Source organism: Hylemonella sp. GW821-FHT10B10, assembly GCF_059415585.1.
In genome coordinates, this window is the sequence record NZ_JBWKNN010000004.1 from 207,643 (window position 1) to 226,411 (window position 18,769).

At 67.3% G+C, this 18,769-nt stretch carries 19 protein-coding genes and 1 riboswitch; of the genes, 8 read left to right on the top strand and 11 right to left on the bottom strand.

The features are described 5' to 3' along the window. The first annotated feature begins 18 nt into the window (after positions 1-18). Positions 19-1,371 (top strand): alpha/beta fold hydrolase, encoded by a 1,353-nt coding sequence (locus tag AC07NT_RS16740; RefSeq protein WP_498599941.1) that lies wholly within the window; start codon positions 19-21, stop codon positions 1,369-1,371. Positions 1,372-1,448: 77 nt separating this feature from the next. Here AC07NT_RS16740 and AC07NT_RS16745 read toward each other — a convergent pair whose 3' ends face one another. Both AC07NT_RS16745 and AC07NT_RS16750 read right to left on the bottom strand, forming a co-directional pair. Beyond that, positions 1,449-1,739 (bottom strand): GNAT family N-acetyltransferase, encoded by a 291-nt coding sequence (locus AC07NT_RS16745; protein ID WP_498599939.1) that lies wholly within the window; start codon positions 1,737-1,739, stop codon positions 1,449-1,451. A 32-nt stretch (positions 1,740-1,771) separates the two neighbouring features. Next, positions 1,772-2,707 carry a sensor domain-containing diguanylate cyclase gene (locus tag AC07NT_RS16750; RefSeq protein ID WP_498599938.1) on the bottom strand — a complete coding sequence of 312 codons (936 nt, stop codon included), beginning with the start codon at positions 2,705-2,707 and terminating at the stop codon, positions 1,772-1,774. A 324-nt stretch (positions 2,708-3,031) separates the two neighbouring features. On the opposite strand from AC07NT_RS16750, the gene AC07NT_RS16755 reads away from it, so the two are divergent. The 4 genes from AC07NT_RS16755 to AC07NT_RS16770 all read left to right on the top strand — a co-directional run bounded on the left by AC07NT_RS16755 (position 3,032) and on the right by AC07NT_RS16770 (position 6,268). Continuing rightward, positions 3,032-4,573 carry a WD40/YVTN/BNR-like repeat-containing protein gene (locus tag AC07NT_RS16755; RefSeq protein WP_498599937.1) on the top strand — a complete coding sequence of 514 codons (1,542 nt, stop codon included), beginning with the start codon at positions 3,032-3,034 and terminating at the stop codon, positions 4,571-4,573. 82 nt (positions 4,574-4,655) lie between these two features. Continuing rightward, positions 4,656-5,039, top strand: a complete 384-nt coding sequence (locus AC07NT_RS16760) for a VOC family protein (RefSeq protein ID WP_498600206.1) — start codon at positions 4,656-4,658, stop codon at positions 5,037-5,039. An 8-nt stretch (positions 5,040-5,047) separates the two neighbouring features. Continuing rightward, positions 5,048-5,521 (top strand): EVE domain-containing protein, encoded by a 474-nt coding sequence (locus tag AC07NT_RS16765; RefSeq protein ID WP_498599936.1) that lies wholly within the window; start codon positions 5,048-5,050, stop codon positions 5,519-5,521. A gap of 27 nt (positions 5,522-5,548) precedes the next feature. Next, positions 5,549-6,268 carry a helix-turn-helix transcriptional regulator gene (locus AC07NT_RS16770; RefSeq protein ID WP_498599934.1) on the top strand — a complete coding sequence of 240 codons (720 nt, stop codon included), beginning with the start codon at positions 5,549-5,551 and terminating at the stop codon, positions 6,266-6,268. Here AC07NT_RS16770 and AC07NT_RS16775 read toward each other — a convergent pair. Further along, the gene (locus tag AC07NT_RS16775) at positions 6,265-6,777 is read right to left on the bottom strand and encodes a 6,7-dimethyl-8-ribityllumazine synthase (protein WP_498599933.1); all 513 of its coding nucleotides are present in this window, start codon (positions 6,775-6,777) and stop codon (positions 6,265-6,267) included. The two genes, AC07NT_RS16770 and AC07NT_RS16775, sit on opposite strands and share 4 nt — an antisense overlap. A gap of 81 nt (positions 6,778-6,858) precedes the next feature. Then, positions 6,859-7,015, bottom strand: a riboswitch (FMN riboswitch). Between the two features lie 161 nt (positions 7,016-7,176). Between AC07NT_RS16775 and AC07NT_RS16780 the strand changes: the two genes are divergently transcribed. After that, complete coding sequence (locus tag AC07NT_RS16780) at positions 7,177-7,665, top strand: c-type cytochrome (protein WP_498599931.1); 489 nt, start codon at positions 7,177-7,179, stop codon at positions 7,663-7,665. Positions 7,666-7,687: 22 nt separating this feature from the next. Here AC07NT_RS16780 and AC07NT_RS16785 read toward each other — a convergent pair whose 3' ends face one another. The 6 genes from AC07NT_RS16785 to AC07NT_RS16810 form a co-directional block, all read right to left on the bottom strand. After that, entirely contained in the window at positions 7,688-8,095 is a 408-nt protein-coding gene (locus AC07NT_RS16785) for a tautomerase family protein (protein WP_498599929.1), read from the bottom strand. Between the two features lie 24 nt (positions 8,096-8,119). Then, positions 8,120-9,499, bottom strand: coding sequence for an alpha/beta fold hydrolase (locus AC07NT_RS16790; protein WP_498599928.1), 1,380 nt, complete (start codon positions 9,497-9,499; stop codon positions 8,120-8,122). Between the two features lie 6 nt (positions 9,500-9,505). Then, positions 9,506-10,201 (bottom strand): molybdate ABC transporter substrate-binding protein, encoded by a 696-nt coding sequence (locus tag AC07NT_RS16795; protein ID WP_498599926.1) that lies wholly within the window; start codon positions 10,199-10,201, stop codon positions 9,506-9,508. 145 nt (positions 10,202-10,346) lie between these two features. After that, a complete protein-coding gene (locus tag AC07NT_RS16800; protein WP_498599925.1) occupies positions 10,347-11,312 on the bottom strand; it encodes a tripartite tricarboxylate transporter substrate binding protein in 966 nt (321 codons plus the stop codon). Positions 11,313-11,474: 162 nt separating this feature from the next. Further along, complete coding sequence (locus AC07NT_RS16805; protein ID WP_498599924.1) at positions 11,475-12,245, bottom strand: hypothetical protein; 771 nt, start codon at positions 12,243-12,245, stop codon at positions 11,475-11,477. A 60-nt stretch (positions 12,246-12,305) separates the two neighbouring features. Continuing rightward, entirely contained in the window at positions 12,306-13,334 is a 1,029-nt protein-coding gene (locus tag AC07NT_RS16810) for a serine/threonine protein kinase (protein WP_498599922.1), read from the bottom strand. Positions 13,335-13,466: 132 nt separating this feature from the next. Between AC07NT_RS16810 and AC07NT_RS16815 the strand changes: the two genes are divergently transcribed. Continuing rightward, positions 13,467-14,723 (top strand): HD-GYP domain-containing protein, encoded by a 1,257-nt coding sequence (locus AC07NT_RS16815; RefSeq protein ID WP_498599921.1) that lies wholly within the window; start codon positions 13,467-13,469, stop codon positions 14,721-14,723. Between the two features lie 21 nt (positions 14,724-14,744). Here AC07NT_RS16815 and AC07NT_RS16820 read toward each other — a convergent pair whose 3' ends face one another. Together AC07NT_RS16820 and AC07NT_RS16825 are read right to left on the bottom strand one after the other, a co-directional pair. Then, positions 14,745-16,223, bottom strand: a complete 1,479-nt coding sequence (locus AC07NT_RS16820; protein ID WP_498599920.1) for a serine/threonine protein kinase — start codon at positions 16,221-16,223, stop codon at positions 14,745-14,747. Further along, positions 16,220-16,972, bottom strand: coding sequence for a metallophosphoesterase family protein (locus tag AC07NT_RS16825; protein ID WP_498599919.1), 753 nt, complete (start codon positions 16,970-16,972; stop codon positions 16,220-16,222). The genes AC07NT_RS16820 and AC07NT_RS16825 overlap by 4 nt, the downstream gene beginning before the upstream one ends. Before the next feature lie 139 nt (positions 16,973-17,111). Here AC07NT_RS16825 and AC07NT_RS16830 point away from each other — a divergent pair, with 139 nt between their 5' ends. Continuing rightward, positions 17,112-18,701, top strand: coding sequence for a GMC family oxidoreductase (locus tag AC07NT_RS16830; RefSeq protein ID WP_498599917.1), 1,590 nt, complete (start codon positions 17,112-17,114; stop codon positions 18,699-18,701). The last annotated feature ends 68 nt before the right edge of the window (positions 18,702-18,769 follow it).

Here is an 18,769-nt window from a genome sequence, read left to right on the forward strand (position 1 = left end):
CAACAACGGAGACAAGGCATGACCTTCCCAACCTGGCAGCGTTTGGCGCTGCCCCTGCTGCTGGCCGCATGGCTAGCCGGCTGCGCACAGAACCCCGCCACTTCTACCGGCCCGGCCGAAGCCGCGCCCCAGGCCGCCGCCTGCCCCAAGGGCACGCCCGAAGGTGCGCGCTGCCTGCGCGGGCAGGACTCCGCCAAAGCGCATTACCTCATCGTGATCCCCGCGCAGTGGAACAAGATGCTGGTGGTGCATGCCCACGGCGGCCCGGCCCTGGGCGAGCCCAAGGCCAGCCGCGCCGACGAAGACATCGAGCGCTGGGCCATCACGGTGCGCGCGGGTTACGCCTGGGCCGGTTCGGTCTTCCGCCAGGGTGGCGTGGCCGTGCGCAGCGCGGCCGAGGACACGGAGCGCGTGCGCCGCATCTTTGTGCAGCACGTGGGCCAGCCCACGCGCACACTGCTGCACGGCCAGTCCTGGGGCGCCGGTGTGGCGGCCAAGACGGCCGAGATGTACGCCGGCCCGGGCATGCGCTCGCCTTATGACGCCGTGCTGCTGAGCAGCGGCGTGGTAGCAGGTGGTTCACGTTCCTACGACTTCCGGCTGGACCTGCGTGTGGTCTACCAGTACCTGTGCAACAACCACCCGCGCAGTGACGAACCGCAGTACCCGCTGTGGATGGGCCTGCCCGCCCACAGCAAGCTGACGCCCGCCGAGCTGAACACCCGCGTGGAGGACTGCCTGGGCACACGCAAGCCCGCCGCGCAGCGCACGCCGGAGCAGGCGCGCAAGCTCAAGACCATCGTGGACGTGATCAAGATCCCCGAGTCTTCCATTGCGGCCCATCTGTCCTGGGCCACCTGGCACTTCCAGGACATTGCACAGAACCGCACCCAGGAGCGCAACCCTTTCCGCAATGACAACGTGCGTTACCAGGGCTCGGCCGATGACGCCGCGCTCAACGCCGGTGTGCTGCGCTACAAGGCCGACCCTGCCGCCGTGGCCCGTTTCTCAGCCGACACCGACCTGACGGGCCGCATCGCCGTGCCGGTGCTGACGGTGCACGGCATTGCCGACCCCACGGCTTTTGTGGAACTGGAAAGCGCCTTGCGCCAGACCTTCGAGAACGCCGGCAACAGTGCACGCCTGGTGCAGGTCTACAGCGACCACAACACCCACAGCTACCTGAGCGACCCGACCTATGTGGCCCTGTTCGAAGCTCTGCTGCAGTGGGTGGAGCGCGGCGAGAAGCCCACACCGGCCAGCGTGGCCGCAGGGTGCCAACGCGCCGAAGCAGGCTATGGCGCAGGCTGCAAGATCCGCCCGGAGTACCAGCCCCCGCCGCTGGTGGCACGCGTGGCGACGCGGCAGTAAATGCGCAGAGGGGTTGACGCCCCAGGCCACCCCAACAATAGCCGCCTTCGGGCGGCTTTTGTTGAGCGCGGAGACGGCTACATGAGCACGTCGCGGATAGCCGGGTCCTTGCCGAACTGGGCCTTGGCGTAAGGACACAGGGGCATGACCTTGGTTTTTGTCTCCCGCGCCCAAGCCACCAGTGCATCCAGCAGCTTGCGGCCTATGCCCTGCCCGGTCAGGGAGGGATCGACATCGGTGTGGTCGATGATGATCAGCGTGGGGTTGGCCCGGCTGTAGGTCATCTCGGCGATGTGGCCGCCCTCGGGGCGGGCGATGAAAAAGGCGCCCTTGGAATCGGACTCTTGGTGTTGAACGGTGTGGGTCATGGGGTTGGGGGTGTGTTGGCGCCGTCGGGGGCTCAGGCGCATTCGATGCGGTTGCGGCCCTTCTGCTTGGCCGCGTAAAGCTGCTGGTCCACGGCCTGCAGCAGCTCGTTGTGCTGCTGCGCCGCGCCGGGGATGGCGGTGCCCACGCCGATGCTCAGCGTCACGCGCTGGCCATGCGGGGAGAGCTTGTGGTCCAGGGCCTGCTTGTCGAGCAGGCGCTGGCAGCGCTCAGCCACCTTGCGCGCGCCCAGGGCGTCGGTTTCGGGCAGCAGGATGACGAACTCTTCACCGCCGAAACGCGCCACCACGTCACGCGGCCCCACGGCGGCCAGGCCCAGGGCCTGGGCGATGTCGATCAGGCATTTGTCGCCTTGCAGGTGGCCGTAGAGATCGTTGTACTGTTTGAAAAGGTCCACATCCAGCATGAGCAGCGATAGCGGCTGCTGGCTGGCGCGCGCCAGGCCCCACTCCTGCTCCAGGCTGGTGTCGAAGCGGCGGCGGTTGGCGATGCCGGTGAGGCCGTCCTTGAAGGACAGGGCTTCGAGCTCCTGCTGCAGGACGGCGAGTTTCTCTTCCGTCTTCTTGCGCTCGCTGATGTCGAACATGAAACCAACCAGCGACTCCACTTCGCCGGCCGCGTTGCGCACCACGTGCACCACGTCGCGGATCCAGACATAACCGTTGTCCTTGGTCAGGGCGCGGTAATCGGCCTCGTGGTCGACGCCGGACTTGGACTGGCTGATGCAGAAGTTGACCACCTGCTCGCGGTCTTCCTCATGGATGCGCGCGGCCCAGTCTTCGGCGCTGACCCAGCTCTCCGGGCTCCAGCCCAGCAGGGGTTCGATCTGCGGCCCGATGTAGGCAAAACGCATGGTGGCCCAGTCGATCTTCCAGGGGATGGCCCGGGTCGATTCCAGGAGGGTCTTGTAAACAGCGCTGTCGCTGCTGAAATCACTGGCGTCTGGCATCGGTGAACAAACCTGTCTGAAATGGCAATACAGGTAATTTAACGGACGCAGCGTTCGCCCGCGGAAAGGCCGCGGCCAGGGATTCGAGTTCAGCAATGGAGGTCGTGAAAGGCGCGGTGGTACGGACCGTAGCGATCTTCGCAGATCGACGATCATGGCCCGGGCGATCGACTCGCCGCCGTGACACAGACCACGCATGTGACCGGCCCATTCCATGCCGTGTGACGACCCATGCGTCCATGGGCAAAAACTGATGAATAGGGCGTGTGGATTTCCTAGAATCAGGCGGTATCGCCCGCATCAAACCACAACAAGGAGACAACGATGAGGATCACGAAACCATGGCGCCTTGCCCTGCGCCCGGCGCTGCTGTGGGGCATGGTCTTGTTGCTGGCTGGCTGCGCCACGACCCCGGCACCGATCTCGACCGCGCAGCAACTCACGGGGCAGGAAGGCGCCGTTGTCTTCAAGTTCATCACCAACGGCAGCGCGGCCTCGGACCCGGCCGAAACGCTTTCGTCCATCACCCTCAGGCGTGAACTGGCACCGGGTGCCACGGCCACGCCCCAGGACACGGCTGTGCTGACGCGCTCGCGCGAAGTGACGAACACCACCGCCGTCTTCAGCGGCATGGTGGCGCCCGGCCGCTACCGCGTGTCCCACGCCACCGGCTACGCGGGCAACACCACCTACACCTTTCCGCTGGGCAGCAACTTCACCCCCTTCAGCGTGAAAAAGGGTGAGGTGTCGTTGCTGGGCACGATGCTGGTCCAGCCGCTGGAAGGCACGCGTTTTGTCGTGGGTTATGTGCCACCCGACGCGGAGCTGACCCAGACCTTCGAGGTGCTCTTCCCCGCGCTGGCGCAGCAGACCCGCGGCCAGCCCGTGAACACCTTCGAGCCCTCCACAACGCTCACCCAGCGCATCGCCGTCGCCCCGCTTTTCAAGCAGATGACCACCGCCTACAACGGGCTGCAGGCCACGAGCGACGGCACCCTGCTGGCCGGCAGCAAGATGGGCCGGGTGATCTGGCGCAAGACCGGGGAAAACCGCTGGCGCACGCTGCATCTCGACACCTGGAGAGAGGTGCTGAGTGTGCGGACCTACCGTGACGGCCTGCTGGCCGCGGGCGAAGAAGGCCTGCTGCGCTACTCCGCCGACGAAGGCAAGACCTGGAAAGCCCTGACCCCGCCGGACCAGGGGCTCATCGCCGTGGCCGAGCCCCTGCCCAATGGCAAGGTCATCGCGCTGGTGCGACGCAATACCAACTGGTCGGCCTATGTCAGCGACGACCTGATGGCGGGCAACTGGCGCAAGGTGGGCGTCTTCCAGCAGGAGCGCTCGCTCAACGTGCCCTGGCAGAACGCCATCGCCCTGGCCAGCGGCAACCGCGCCGGCATCATGATGCCCAACGGCGAGTACCTGGTGGTGGACGGCAGCAGCGAAACCATCGAACGCCGATCGACCGGTGTTTCCACCTTTGGCGCGCAGGTCATGCCCGACGGCATGCTGGTGGTGCAAGGCGGCACCATGACCCGCACCACCATGGTCTCCACCGATGGCGGCAAGACCTGGACCGACCTGAACACCAGCCGCTTCGTGGTGGCCATCACCTTTGCCAACCCGAAGACGGCCTACGCCATCGGCCCGGTGGACCCGGGCATCTTTGCCGGCACCTACGCACTGATGGTCAGCCGCGACGGCGCCAAGACCTGGAAAAAGGCCGGCGAAGTCCCCGGCGGAAAGCCCGGCGACACGCGCAACCTCTTCGTCGACCGCACCGACGGCTCGCTGCTGGCCTTCATGCAGAACGGGCAGGTGATGCGTTCGACCGACGAGGGCAAGACCTGGACACGCAATCTCTGACCGGCCCCGGCCCCTGCTGACATACCGTTGTCAGCAGGGGTGGCGCAGCATCACGGCTCCTCAACACAACGGAGCTGACATGCTGCATCGCGCGATCGCCTGGTTCGAGATCCCCACGAACCAACTGGACAAGGCACAAGCCTTTTACGAAACCATCCTGGGCCGCCCCATGCAAAGGGTGTCGATGGGCGGCAACGAGAACGCCGTGTTTGCCTACGACCGCGAAGCGGGCGGCACAGGTGGCTCGCTGATCAGCGGCCCTACGGCCCCCAAGGTCTCCGGCGCCGAGGGCGGCACGCTGGTGTACCTGGACGCCTCCCCCTCGCTGGACGCCGCGCTGGCGCGCGTGATTGCACAGGGCGGCTCAATCGCGCTGCCGCGCCTGGCCCTGCCCCCGGGCATCGGCTTCATTGCGCACATTCGCGACCTGGACGGCAACCGCGTCGGCCTGCACGCGCTGGCCTGAGCCGCACCATGCCGAGCAACTGGATCGCCGTGGCCAGCGCGCAGCACGCGCGCCGCGGCTGCGCCCTGCCCGAACAGGGTTTCATGCAGGTATGCCACGGCAAGTGCGCGCCGCTCAAGCGGGTCTTGCCAGGCGACCGCGTGGCCTATTACGCGCCCACCCTCACCATGGGTGGCAAGGACAGGCTGCAGAGTTTTGTGTCCATCGGCATCGTGCAGCCCGGCGTGCCCTATGCATACGACATGGGTGGTGGCTTTGTGCCCTACCGGCGCGACGTGCGCTACCTGCCGGCGCAAGAGGCGCCCATCGCCCCGCTGCTGAACGCGCTGGATTTCGTGGAGGACCGCACGCGCTGGGGCTACAAGTTCCGCTTCGGCCTGTTCCAGGTGAACGACCACGACATGGCGCTGATCGCCCGCGCCATGCAGGCGGACGCGGCAGCGCTGGGGCTGGCCCTGCCGGCAGCAACCGTATCATCGTGAGCAAGCTCCCAGCCACCTGCCCCACCCATGCGCCGTGCCGACCGCCTGTTCCAGATCGTCCAGATCATCCGTGGCCGACGCCTGACCACGGCGGCGCTGCTGGCCCAGCGTCTGGATGTATCGGAGCGCACGGTCTACCGCGACGTGGCCGACCTGCAGCAGCAGGGCGTGCCCATTGAGGGTGAGGCCGGTGTGGGCTATCGGCTGGGGCAGGGCTTCGAGCTGCCGCCGCTGATGTTCACCCACGACGAAGCACGCGCGCTGGTGGCGTCGGTGCGCATGGCACAGGCCTGGCAGGACCCGGCGCTGGCCCAGGCCTCCCAGCTGGCCCTGGGCAAGATCCTCTCGGTGCTGCCGCCCTCGGCGCGCGCCGCCGCGCAGAGCATGGCGGTCTTCGCGCCACAGGTGGGCCTCACGCCTGCGGTGCAGGCCACCCTGCACACGCTGCGCGTGGCCACCCAGGAACACCGCAAGCTGCAGCTGACCTACCGCGACGCGCAGGACGCGCCCAGCCAGCGCACCGTGCGGCCCCTGGGCTGCTTCTACTGGGGCAGCGTCTGGACGCTGGCCGCATGGTGTGAATCGCGCACGGCCTTTCGCAGTTTCCGGCTGGACCGCATCGCCGCGATCCAGCCCCTTGAGGGCCCGCCCGGCCTCTTCAGGGACGAGGCGGGCAAGACCCTGGCCGACTACCTGCGCAGCGCAGCACCGCCCGACGCGCAGGCGCGGCTGACGCAGGACACCTAGGCCATCGCGCTCGGCAGGGCCTCCAGGCTGGCCAGCGTTGCCAGGCAGGCACGCGCCGCTTCCGTGCCCTTGAGCACAAAGTGCTCGCGGAAGAATCGCTGGTGCTCCTCGTGTTCATGGAAGTCCCGCGGCGTCAGCACCACGGACAGCACGGGTGTGTCGGTGTCGATCTGCACGCGCATCAGGCCGTCGATGACAGCCGAGGCCACGAACTCGTGGCGGTAGATGCCGCCATTGACCACCAGGCCGCAGGCAATGATGGCGTCGTAACGGCCGGTGCGTGCGAGCCGTTGGGCGTGCAGTGGGATCTCGAAGGCGCCGGGGACTTCGTACACCTCGACCTGTTCGGGCGACCACCGACTTCGCTCGAACTCGGCCTGGATGGCGGTGGTGCCGCTGCTGACGATGTCTCGATGCCAGCTGGCGGCGATGAGGGCCACACGCGGTGGCCGTGGGCGCGCCGGGGACACGCCAGATGCTGCGGGGAGAGTTTGAATAGACTGATTCATGGGTGTCCTCAATAGACGGGTTACCAGAATCAGGGCGCACGCAAACACGGCGCCTGCGCGCACGCGCGCCGACGCCGGGATACGCGATCTCTTTCATCCGGACTGTGACCGTCGGCTCTGGCATCGCACCAGATCTGCTGACCCCGGCGCAGACATGGGCCTGCACCGGGCGCTCGCGGGCTCCTGCCGTGAAGCAGATACCGCCGGTGGGGAATTTCGCCCCGCCCTGAGAACGCTGTCGGCCTGTGAGGGCCGACGACCCGATTCTAGGGGCGTCCGCTTAACCCTGCTTTGCGAGCGCAGGGCGTCTTTTCTTGAGCCACGTCAAGACAGCAGCGGCATCGACGCGCACAATGAACTTGAACGGCCTGCGCCCCCGGCGCAGTGGAAAGGAAGCCCATGCGCAAGACGGCACAACGAACCCATCTGACCGGCTACGCCCTGGCCGTCACCCTGCTGCTGGTTGGCTGCGCGGTGGTCTGGGAGAACCCCAAGGCCGCGCGCGAAGTGGCGCAACAAAGCCAGCCCCCGGGTTCGGTCTATCTGGGCTGGCGCGTCTACCAGGACCGCTGTGCGCGCTGCCACGGTGTCGATGCAAAAGGAAGCGCCAACGCCCCCGACCTGCTGCCACGCGTGCAGGCCCTGGGCTCGCGCCAGTTCGTGAGCCTGGTGCTCTACCGCTACGACGCCACCCTGCAGGGCCAGCCCGCCGCCGGCCGCACAGCCCGCGAAGCACAGGTGGAAGTCATCATGGAACGCAAGGACCAGCCCCTGGCCATGCCCGCCTGGCAGGACGAGGCCAGCGTGAACGCGCACATCCTGGATCTGTACGCCTATCTGTCCGGACGGGCGGAGGGGCGGGTGGGGCCGGAGAAGCCTGCACGCTGAGTGCCGTCGCAGGAGCCGCAGCTCAGGTCTCGGCCTGCTTCTGTGACTGGACGTGGTCTGCATAGGCCACGCCATGGCCCAGCGACCAGTCCATGCGTGAGTTCTCCACGAGCGCGATCATCACGTCATCCGGACGAAACCCCGCCTGCACAGCGAGTGCGGTCAGCCGCTGGTAGAGCTGTCGCTTCTGATCGTCCGTACGCCCCTGGAGAAAGGTGATCTCCACGATGCAGGCGTCTAACGAGCGGCTGACACCGCCGAAGGTCGGATCCAGAATCATCTCTTCGGTATCGAAGCGCTGCAGCAACTGGAAGAGGTCTTTGGGCGGCACGTTGCAGGTGCTGACCAGCGCCTCCTGTGCCGCATCGGCCAGCGCCTTCACCTGGGCGTGGGGCAGATGCCTGGGCGCGGAGATACGGGTCAGTGGCATGACCAAGTTTCAGGTAACGAGCGCTCAGTACGTCAGTTCCAGCACCGTCACGTGCTGCTGCGCCGCAGGCCAGACGCGGCCCACGAGCTTCTCGTCGTTGAACTCGGCCGCGATGGCGCGGTCTTCGGCCTTGCCCAGCTTGAGCTTGGAGCTGGACACACCGGCACCGGCTGGCGGCACACCGGGCGGCAAGGCCTGGCCGTCGAAACTCAGGCGGTCCCGTTGCGCGTCGAAGTAACCCCGCGGACGCGTGAAGATGGCCAGGGCCTGGGCATCCTGGTCGGCCGCGGCGATGCGCTCGGGCCGCAGGTTGACGATGTTGCTGGAGCGCGGGAAAGCGCTGCGGTAGATGTGCGTGGTGGCATAACCCGGGGCCTTGATCTCGAACTCGTAGGCCGTGCCGGCCTTGGCGACGAAGGGGCCCCAGCGGCCGTCGGCGCCGGCCTTGTGCGTGTAGGCCGCCGCGCCCATGCGCTGGCCCGTGACGGGATTGCTCTCGTAGACAGCCAGCTCGGCGCCGGGCAGGGGCAGGTTGTTGGCAAAGTTGCCGCTGGCGGGGTTCAGAGAGTCCACCCCCAGGCCGGTCAGGGTGCCGCCGAGTTCGATGCGTGCTTCGGGCACGATGTCGCGCACGAGGGTGGCACGGCCAGTGATGAAGCTGTAGGCCGCGGCGAAAGCTGCGGGTGAATAGGACGTCTCGCGGTGGTCGATGCGCGGGACGACCACGTTGGTCGCGCCCTTGAGTTCGGGGCCGGCAGCGGTGACGTTGGTGGGCGTGCCCTTGGCGCCTATCCACAGGCCGTCGGCCTGGGCGAATTTGTCGTTGTTGTCGCTGCGGATGGTCATCCAGCGCACAGGGCCCGTGACTTCATCGCCATTGGCGTTCTTGGGTGCGTTCAGGCCCGTGAGGAAGGGGCCGGTGCCCGAGAACTCATTGCCCTCACGGAAGCCCTTGATGGCCCAGACGCCATGGTTGGGTGTGCCGCCCAGGATGGCGTGCGACACGGTGGCCGCGCCGCCGCCGTTCTGGATGTAATTGCGCATGGCGTTGCCGCCGCGTGAGTTACCGATGAGCACGACCTGCTGCGCACCGGTGGCGCGCAAGACCTTCTCGACCTCGGCCTTCAGATAGGCCATGTGCTCGGCGGTGGACGTGCGGCCGGGCTGGGCCTTGCTGTCGTCGTCACGCGCCAAGGGGTAGGGCAGCTCGATGGCGTGCAGGCGCTCGCGCGGCCAGCCGTTGGATTCAAAACGCCAGAACGTGGTCTGCCACAGCGCGGCGGTATCGCCGTTGCCATGCACGAAGACGATGGGCGGCGCCTCGCTGAGCGAGGGTGCGGTGGTGCAGCCAGCCAGCAGGGCCAGGCTGGCGCAGAGGGAAAGGAGCAGGCGACGTGTCAGCATGGTGGTTCACTCAAAACCGCCGGAGCGGCGAAGTTCTGCCGCAGCGGGTGCGGCCAGCAGGTCGATCATCATGCGAGCGGCCTGGGGCTGCTCGGCCTTGGTGGCGATGGCGGCGGTGTAGACGGTGGCCAGCTCGAATTTCTTGGGCAGCACGTTGATGAGCTGCACGCCTGGGGTGTAGAGGATCTCGGTGACCTGGGTGCAGCCGATCAGGCCCGGGCCGCTGGCGGCGGCCATTTCCTTCATGGCGGTGGCGCCGTTGGGATAGGGACGCAGCACGCCGGCCACCTGCTGGTCTATGCCGAGTTGCTTGAGCACGCTCATGACATGGATGCCGGCCGTGGCCTTGATGGGGTCGGGGAAGTAGATGCCCTTGGCGGCCAACAGCGCGGCCTTGAGGTCCTCGGGCGTGTCCACCTTCGGTTGCGGCGCGCCGCTCTTCACGGCCACGCCGGTCTTGACCACGCCCAGAGGCGTGGCGCTGCCGCGCAGCACATGGCCCTGGGCCGTGAGCTCGTCGATCAGCGCCTGCGTGAGGATGACCACGTCGCAGGGTTCGCCGGCCAGCAGCTTGTCGCGCATGAGGCCCACAGCGCCAAAGCTGCCTTCGACGGCACGGCCGGTCTCGTTGTAGATGCTGCCGCGCAGCGCGTTGACCAGCCCATGTGCGGCGCCGCCGCTGATGATGTGGAGTGAACTCATGGGTACCGATTATTCAGCCGAAAGATGTCAGGGAGTTTGCAGTAGGGGTTTCACCGGGAACACCGCGGAACCGGCTTCGCCGGGCCGCTGGTGTTGCCCCCTTGAGGGGGAGGCGGCCTCAGGGCCGCCACGGGGGTGCTTCACTTTAATCCGCCTTGATGCCGGCGGCCTTGATCACACGCGCCCACTTTTCGACGTCTTCACGCATGTACTTGTCGAATTCCTGCGGGCTCATGCGCATGGGCGTGGCACCCTGCTTGTTCCAGAGCTGGGTCACATCAGGCTGGCTCACGATCTTGCTCACCGCTTCGTTGAGCTGCGACACGATGGCGGGCGGCGTGCCCTTGGGCGCCATGAGGCCGAGCCAGATGGTGGCTTCGTAACCAGGCAGGCCGGCTTCGGCCAGGGTGGGCACATCGGGCAGCACGGCCGAACGCTGGCGCCCGCTGGTGGCGATGGCGCGCACCTTGCCGGCGCGGGCCTGCTCGGCCATGGTGGTGACAGCGTCGAACATCATGTCGACCTGGCCGCCGATGATGTCGGTGCGCGCGCCGGTGCTGCCGCGGTAAGGGATGTGCACCAGGTAGATGCCGGCCATGCTCTTGAAGAGCTCACCGGCCATGTGGTACGGGGTACCCGGCCCGCTGGAAGCGTAGTTGTACTTGCCGGGCTTGTCCTTGGCGAGCTTGAGCAGTTCCTGCAGGTTCTTGACCGGCAGCGCGGGGTGGGTCACCAGCACGAGGTCGGAGTAGTTCACAGGCGCTACGGCCACGAAGTCGCGCATGAGCACGAAGGGCTTGGTGGGGATGAGCGTCTCGTTCACCGTGTGGGTGTTGGACATCATCAGCAGGGTGTAGCCGTCGGCCGGGGCCTTGGCCACGAGGTCGGTGCCGATGATGGAGCCGGCGCCGGGCCGGTTGTCGATCACAAAGGGCTGGCCCAGGGTCTCACTGAGGCGCTGGCCGATGAAACGCGCGTAGTTGTCAGCCGGGCCGCCGGCAGCGAAGGGGACGACGATGCGCACCGACTTGCTGGGGTAGTTCTGGGCGTGGGCTGCGGTGGCTGCAAGCAGCAGCACGGCCAGCAGGCCGCGCAGGATGGGGAATCGCATGATGCAGTCTCCTGATGGGTTGCCTGCATGCTAGCCGCGAGCGCGAAAGACCGCACCCGGGCTATCCCTGAACTTGGCTCGCATTGGTTGGCTGCGAACCGGGCCCTATCTCGGACAGCAGGAGCAGGCACATACCCGCTCCTGTCTCTGGTACCAGAGCTCCTAGTTCGTGGCCCACCACTGCTGTGCCTTGGCCCGGTCAAAGGCAGGCAGCACGGCTTTTTGTATCGTCACCCCGTTCAAGGCGGGGAACTTGGCACGGAAGACCGCTTCATCACTCGCGAAGCGGTCGCTGATTTCCACATCGAAAGTCCCACCCGATGCGCCAACCACCGATTGATCGATCAGAGGTACCGAAGCACCCGCCTTGAACTCTTCGCCCTGGCGCTCGCGCACTGTGGCGGAGACATGTCCGAGGTAATACACGCCGGGCTTGCTGACGTCGAGCGGCGCATGCAACGGCGTGAAGAACATACCGACAAAGGGGAATGACATGGCCTGGCTGGTCAGCCCCCGGATCTCGTAGCGGCCAGCCTCCAGCTCCAGACGCAGCAGGTAGCTGTTGCCCGCATCGGCCGTAACAGCCTTGTTCACGGCCTTGTCATCCATCGTGAAGTTGAGTCGGTCCGCAGCCTCTTTGGCACCCGCCTTTTCCACGTTCACGACAATCAGCTTCGGCTGATACGAGGGCTTGTAGTTGTTCTTGATGGTCGCCGTCATCAGGAAAATGGGCTTGCTGGTTTCTGTCACTTTCTGGGCATCGTCCTCGAACGCCATCTTGGTCCGCGTGGCGCACCCGGACAGCGTCAAGGCCAGAAAAGCCAGTGTCCAGACAATTATTCTTTGCTTCATGATGAATCGGGTCCCCATAGTTTTGCTACCTGCCAAGTGCAGGCCGGCGCATCCTAAAGGGATTCGGGTCTGATCGTCCATCCCCCAAACGGGGGATGTGCAGACAAAACGCAACGAAGGACCCAGGCCTTGCAACCCCGGTTAAACCAGCAGGGGTTCTTCCTGCATGGCTTCGATCTGGTCTTCCAGCATCTGCACCTGGCCCTGCCAGTAGTCGCTGCTGCCGAACCAGGGAAAGTTGATGGGGAAGGTGGGGTCGTCCCAGCGGCGCGCAAGCCAGGCGCTGTAGTGGATCAGGCGCAAGGTGCGCAGGGGCTCGATCAGCGCCAGCTCGCGGCGATCGAACTCACGCATCTGTTCGTAGCCGTCAAGCAGGCAGGAGAGCTGGTAGGTGCGCTGGGCGCGGTCACCCGAGAGCAGCATCCACAGGTCCTGCACGGCCGGGCCCATGCGCGCGTCGTCCAGGTCCACGAAATGCGGGCCGGGCCCGGCAGCTGCAGGCACGTCCACCGGGGTCCACAGCACATTGCCGGAATGGCAGTCGCCATGCAAGCGCAGACGGCGGATGTCGCTGGGTGCGCCCGTCAGCACAGGCTGCTGCGCGATCAGGGCCAGAGCCTCTTCACATTTGCGCTGCCAGGTGGACTGCACGTCCAGGGGAATCATCTCGTGCTTCAGCAGCCAGTTCATGGGTTCGCGCCCGAAGGAAGGCAGGTCCAGCGCGGGACGACTGGCAAAGGGGCGGGCCGCGCCCACGGTGTGCAGGCGCGCGAGAAAACGACCGATCCATTCCAGCACCTCTTCGTCGTCCAGCTCGGGCGGGCGGCCACCGCGGCGCGGGCAGACGGAGAACATGAATCCGGCATGCCGGTGCAGCGTGGCGCCCTGCAACACCAGTGGCGCCACCACCGGCACCTCGGCCGCAACCAGCTCGGCCGCAAATGCGTGTTCTTCGAGGATCTGCGCCTCGCTCCAGCGCTGGGGACGGTAGAACTTGGCCACCACGGGCTGACCATCTTCCAGCTGCACCTGGTAAACCCGGTTCTCGTAGGAGCTCAGGGCCTGCAGCCGGCCGTCGCAGGCCAGGCCCAGGTCTTCCAGCGCATCCACCACGGCGTCGGGGGTGAGCAGCTCGAAAGGATGGCGGGCGGCGGTGTCGGAGGTGCTCATGCCCCGATTGTCGCCTTTGCGATCAGTGTGCGATGTCGCTGGCGTTTTCCCTACCTACGTTTTCCCTAGGCCGCGCGCACGGGGGCGTGGCTACACTGGTTTCGTACCCTCCACCCGTCTTCGACACCCGCCATGGTCCCCATGCTGCCCTTCCACCGCAAGCTCGCGCTCGGCACCGCAGGTGTGGCGCTGGCCGTGGCCGTGTTGGCGGGCTTGGCCGCGGGTTTCATTGCCCATGACAAGGCCGAAGATTCGCTGGTGGCCCAGGCCACCGAAGACACACAACGACTGCTGCGCCAGGAGGCCTACCGCCCCGACGGCGTGCAGGCCACACGCAATGCGCAGGCCGCGGTGCAGGCACTCGCAGCCTCCTATTTCGACATTGCGCAGCTCTACACCGCGGGTGGCCTGCTGATGGCCGAGCAGTTCAGCGCTGACGGCCGGGCGCTGGACGCCGAACTGCCGCAAAGGGGTGCACGCAGCTACACCCAGCCCTGGTACGAGCGGCGCTGGCTGCCCGGGCGCCGGCCGGTGCTGCGCATCTTCATTCCGCTGCGCAGCGACGAGCAGACCCTGGCCGGGTATTTCGAGGGCGCGCGCCTGGTGCCCGACTGGCAGCGCCTGCGCATGCTCGCCGACGCTCGCCGCACGGGCCTGCTGACCGCGCTGGCCGTGCTGCTTTGCGGCCTGGCGCTCTACCCCCTGGTGCTGCGCCTGAACCGCGACAGCCAGGAACGCCAGCGCGAGCTGCTGGAATCGCACATCGCGATGATGGAGGCGCTGGGCCGGGCGATCGCGCGGCGCGACTCCGACAACGGCATCCACAACTACCGCGTGGCCTGGATCTCGGCCACGCTGGCCGAGGCCGTGGGCCTGCACGGCACGCGCATGCAGGAACTGATTGCCGGCAGCTTCCTGCACGACGTGGGCAAGATCGGCATCCCCGAGCACATCCTGCTCAAGCCCGGTCCGCTGAGCGCCGAGGAAATGCTCATCATGCACACGCACGTGGCGGCAGGCGAGGACATCGTCAGCGGCTCGGGCTGGCTGGCCGGCGGGCAGGCCGTGGTGGCCGGCCACCACGAGAAATGGGACGGCAGCGGCTACCCGCGCGGCCTGGCCGGTACCGACATTCCGCTGGTGGCGCGCATCTTCGCGATTGCCGATGTGTTCGATGCCCTGTGCTCGCGCCGCCCCTACAAGGAACCGGTGCCGCTGGAAGTTGCCATGGAGGCGCTGCGCGCCGAAGCCGGCAAGCATTTCGACCCGCATCTGGTGCAGGTCTTCGACCAGCAGGCCGCCATGGTCTACCGCACCTTGGTCGAGGCCGACGAGGAACAGCTGCAAGCCCTGCTCACGCGCATGGTGCGCAAGCACTTCAGCCTCTAGGGCCTCGCCTCTTTCCTGGGCCTAGAACGGCACGTCCCGGTCGTCCCGCTCCGCAGCAGCCCGTTCCGCGGCGTCCTGCGCCACCAGTTGTTCGAAAGGCAGGGTCTGCTTGACCAGGATGACGGTGCAAGGCGCATCCATCGCGACCTTGATGGGCACGGTGCTGATGAAGCGCTGGGTCAGCAGGCCGTGCGTGGCGGCCCCGATGACGATCACCCCCACACGGTTGCCGCGCGCGTAGTCCAGCAGCGCCTGCGCCACGTCACCGGCCTCCAGCACATGGCAGGAGATCTGGTGCCCCGTCTGCTCCAGCGGCTGGGCCCACAACCTGAGCTGCGTGAGGTAGCGGCGGTGCACGCTGGTTTCGCTCTGGCGCTCGCTCACGCTGTTGGTCGCGCTCGATGAGATCACGGTCACGCAGGCCAGACGGGCGCCGGGGCGCGTGCCCAGGGAACGCGCCGCCGCCTGGCGCAATGAATACAGCGTGGCATCGCTTGCATCGCCGTGCGGCACGGCCACCATGACGATGGGCACCTCGGCGATCTGGCGCTGCGGCGGCGGGCTGGGCTGGTAATGCATGCCCGCCGCGCGCACCCAGCGCTTGAACAGGGACCAGGCCCTTGCACCGCGCCGACGCTCGCCGCGCGCACTCACGCGGACCTGCTGCGGGTGTTGCAGGTCAAAGGCCAGGTGCGCCGCCGAGGGGTAGCGTTTGGCGGCCTCGGGGGCCAGGCAGCGCAACACCACTTCCTGCAACCAGGCCGGCAGCTCGGGGCGGTAGCGGCGCGGTGGCGGAGGCTCCATCCACAGGCGCTGGCGCAGGCCACCGGAAGTCACGGGCGCACCGAAAGGCAGCTCGTGCGTGAGCAGCTGGTAGAGGATGACGCCGATGGCGAAGACGTCGCTGCGCGGGTCGCCGCGCACGCCCACCACCTGCTCGGGTGCCATCCAGGCCGGGGATCCCACGGCGCGACGCAGCTCTTCGGCCAGCAGGTCGGGGTAGTGCGCGTGGCAGGACAGGCCGAAATCCAGCAGCACGACCGAGCCATCCTCGCGCACCAGCACGTTGGCGGGCTTGAGGTCCAGGTGCACCGTGTTCTGCTCGTGCAGGCTGTGCGCGGCATGGGCCAGGGCCACGCCCAGCTGCACCACTTCCTCCATCGCCGGCAGCGCGGGCTGGTCAATCCAATGCTCCAGGGTGCGACCGGGCACGTACTCCATGACCAGGTAGGGCAGGCGCTCCAGGTCGCCGGCGGCCACAAAGCGCGGCACGTGCGGGCCGCTCAGGGCCGGCAGGATCTGCTGTTCGACCTCGAAGCTCACGATGTTCTCGGCGCCGTCGCCCTCGGCCATGCGCGGGACTTTCATGACCATGGGGAAACCGCGGTCCGGGGCGCCGTTGGCGTAGTGCACACGGTAGATGTGGGCCATGCTGCCCTGGTGGATGCACTCTTCCACCACGAAGCCGTCCAGCTCGCTCCCCGGCTCCAGCAATTTCATCGTCCCAGCTCCAGGCGGTCGGCAAAAAATTCGGGCAGGCCGGCCTCACGGATGGCCTCGGCCGCGGCGTGGTGGTCGTAGGCCACGCGGTGGAAAGTGAGCTGCGTCTGCTCGGTGTCGAACAGGGCGTACATGGCGCGCGGGCTGCCGTCACGCGGCTGGCCGACCGAGCCGATGGTGGCCAACCAATGGCGTCGCGGTGACATCGGCACCGCGACGCCGGACGTGGGCACGAAGGGGATGAGCTTGTCGTCCGCACCGCGGTAGTAGAGCGACTGGCGATGCACGTGGCCGCCGAAGACATAACGCACGCCCTCCAGCTTGCCCGCGGCCTCCAGACTAAGGCCGGCGACCTGCGCGTCGTAGACGTAGCGCCACAGCGCGGGCTCGTCGGCCGTGGCGTGCACCAGCAGCAGGCGTTCATCCTGCAGGGTCATGGGCAGCTGGTCCAGAAAATCCCGCTGCCCGGGCTCGAGATGTTCGTGGGTCCACCAGGCGGTGCTTTCACCCAGGGTGCTGTTGCCTTCGGGGGGGTGGGCGGCCATCTCGTCGTGGTTGCCCTTGAGCACCAGGGCGCCTTCGCCAGCCAGTTGCATCACACGTTCCACCACCGGGCCCGGATCGGCCCCGTAGCCGACCAGATCCCCCAGGAAGGCATGGCGCTCGGCCCCCTGCTCCCGGGCATGGGCGAGGCAGGCCTCCAGGGCCTGAAGGTTGGCGTGGATGTCGGACAGCAGGGCCAGGCGCATGTGCCCAGTATGCCCTGTCGGCCCCGGCCAGCCATGGGGTTTGCCCCCGGCTTTTGATGCAGGTCAAGCCGGCATACGGGTATCACCCGGGCCGGTGCAGTTGAGGCCGGGGCTACCATGCCCGGCAGGAGGCAGATACATGGTCGACTACATCATCATCGGCGGCGGCTCTGCGGGGTGCGTGCTGGCCGCCCGCCTGTCCGAAGACCCCACCGTGCAGGTCGCGCTGCTGGAGGCCGGCCCGCGCGACGACAGCGTGCTGATCCACTGCCCGGCCGGCCTGGCCCTGCTGGCCAAGAGCGGCCAGGCCAACTGGGGCCTGCAGACCGTGCCACAGCCTGGCCTGAACGGGCGGCGCGGTTACCAGCCGCGTGGCAAGGTGCTGGGCGGCTCAAGCTCGGTTAACGCCATGATCTATGCGCGTGGCCACCCGCGCGATTACGACCACTGGGCCGCCCAGGGCAACCCGGGCTGGGCCTGGGCCGATGTGCTGCCCTGGTTCAAGCGCGCCGAGCACAACGAGCGCGGCGCCGATGCCTTCCACGGCAGCGGCGGCCCGCTCAATGTGATGGATCTGCGCAGCCCCAACCGCCACAGCCCGGACTTCGTGCAGGCCGGTGTGCAGGCCGGCTACCCGCACAACACCGACTTCAACGGCGCCGAGCAGGAGGGGGTGGGCCTGTACCAGGTCACGCACAAGAACGGCGAGCGCTACAGCGCGGCCAAGGCCTACCTCACGCCGCACCGGGACCGCGCCAATCTGCAGGTGATCACCGGCGCGCACGCGACGCGCATCCTGCTCGAAGGCAAGCGTGCCGTCGGCGTGGAGTTCCTGCAGGCGGGCCAGCTGCGCACATTGCGTGCCCGCCGCGAGGTGCTGCTGAGTGCGGGCGCCCTGCTCTCGCCCCAGCTGCTGATGCTCTCGGGCATCGGTGCGGCAGATGAGTTGCGCGCGCACGGCATCACGCCGCAACACGAACTGCCCGGCGTGGGTCGCAACCTGCAGGACCATGTGGACGTGGTGCTGGTTTACGACGCGCCGCGGCTGACCGAGCTCTTCGGCCTGTCCTTCAAGGGCGCGCTCCGGGTGCTTCGCGGCATCGTCGAATGGCGGCGCCAGCGCAGCGGCATGCTGACCACCAATTTTGCCGAGGCGGGCGGTTTCATCCGCAGCCAGGCCGGCGAGGCCATCCCCGACCTGCAACTGCACTTCGTGGTGGGCAAGCTGGTGAACCACGGCCGCACCACCACCTTCGGCCATGGTTATTCCTGTCACGTCTGCCTGCTGCGCCCGAAAAGCCGCGGCAGCGTGCGCCTGGCCAGCGCCGATCCCCTGGCAGCGCCGCTGATCGACCCCAACTTCCTGGCCGAGCGCGATGACATGGACCGGCTGGTGCGTGGCTTCAAACTGATGCGCAGCATCCTCTCGCAACCGGCGCTGGCGCGCTTCGGCGCACGCGAACTGCCGGCCTCGGCGGCGGCGCACAGCGACGCGCAGATCGAAGCCTTCATCCGCGACCATGCCGACACCATCTACCACCCGGCGGGCAGCTGCCGCATGGGGCCGGGTGCGATGGACGTGGTGGATGCGCAGCTGCGCGTGCATGGTCTGGATGGGCTGCGGGTGGTGGATGCTTCCGTCATGCCCGAGCTGGTGGGTGGCAACACCAACGCGCCGGTGATCATGATGGCCGAGAAGGCCGCCGAGATGATCCGCCGGGCCGGCTGAACTGGCTGCCGTCAGGCGAAACGCGGGGGCTTGTCAGGTTTTTTCTGACATGCGAAACCGGCAGATGC